Here is a 1,496-nt window from a genome sequence, read left to right as displayed (position 1 = left end):
CTATGAATATAGCACCTCCAGGGTTCCAAATAGAACCCGGCAATATAACGGTTGCGACCGACCAAGCAACGTTAACCGCTTAGTTGCTCAGAGCTCATCTTCACTTATATTTTCAGTCCCTATTTCACCATCCAAGGGTTCTCTGCATCAGAAAATAATTCAGTTACTCTTCTCTTCATAGCTTTTTTAAATTAAATATATATTACATTATGATGAGAATTCTATTGTTTTTAAGGCGTCCTGTCAACTTTTTTGTTTTTATTGTAAAGTATTTAGTCATAATGTCTGAAAAATAAAATCATCTCAACTCTTGAAAGCATCCGCCTATCATGATACTAGACGATATGTTTCAAAAGATGAGATCATTGTATTGGGCTTGTTTGCCCTTTTTCAATTATTAATTAGACTCAATCAGCCGGTTTACATGAATAGCCAAGTAAGATTTTTCTTCCGCTGTAATTCGGTAGGCGTACTGATGGTAAATGTAGTCATCGATTTTCTCTGCACAAGCCATAGCTTTAGGATAATTTTCCTTAACCTGGTCATAGAGAAACTGACCTGACCCATTCTGCGCTTCCCCTTGAATCACCCGCAAGGCAAAGTACTGCAAGTGGGTCATAAACCGGTTATAGGCAATAGATTCGGGATCAAATTTCTGACCGAAAAAGAGAGTTACTACTTCTAAAATCCCCCGGACAATTTTCACAACTTCCATCGTCTGACTCATCTCACCCTGGTTCATCCGGGCGTTCACCAGATGCAAGGCAATTGACGAGGCCTCATCATCCGGCAACCTGATGCCAAGATTGGCTTGGATAATATCTAGCGCTTTAAAACCAATATGATACTCATCCGGAAATAACCGTCGAATATTCCAAGCCAGTGGATTCGTGATAACGAGCCCTTTTTCAAACCGTTCCAAGGCAAAATGAATATGGTCCGCCAAGGTGATGTACAAATTGGCCTGGTATTTCTCGTCAAGACTAGTCGTGGCTAGGTCTATAATGGCTAGCAGACTATCGATTTCAGGGGTGGACAAGGTCACAAATAATTCCTCAACCGATATATCCACCGCGTTTTCTTTGAAAATCTTTTCAATCTTACTTTCATCCACCACGTTGCCCACATGTTGACTAAAACCTAGACCTTTACCCATTACGACCACTTCATCGTCCTCTTCATCAAGCGCTAGTACCGCATTGTTATTGAATATCCGAACAATTTGCACGCTGCCACCCCCAAACATCTTTCTCTTATGTAGAGTAATATATCATGTTACCGGTTTCTTTTTCAACCTTTACTGAATCAAATAATTAGAACCATACAATTTGACTTAGATGAATGTTTTCGGCTATCATATGGTTATAAATTTTGAAAACGCTTTATTATTAACAATCAATTACGCATAATCGAAAAAGGAGCATGATTTATGACAAGTAAATATATTTTTCTAGATGTAGATGGGACTTTGGTTTCTTATGAAAACGTCCTTCCAC

The 1,496-nt window shown here is 38.9% G+C and carries 1 protein-coding gene; it reads right to left on the bottom strand.

The window, feature by feature from the left end:
* Positions 1 to 397 precede the first annotated feature (397 nt).
* On the bottom strand, positions 398 to 1,228 hold the full coding sequence (gene licT, locus ACRCJ0_RS13855) for a BglG family transcription antiterminator LicT (RefSeq protein WP_431390811.1): 831 nt from the start codon (positions 1,226 to 1,228) through the stop codon (positions 398 to 400).
* Positions 1,229 to 1,496: the final 268 nt, after the last annotated feature.

It is taken from the genome of Aerococcus sp. L_32, from assembly GCF_050689315.1.
This window is presented reverse-complemented; position numbering and strand designations above follow the sequence as displayed.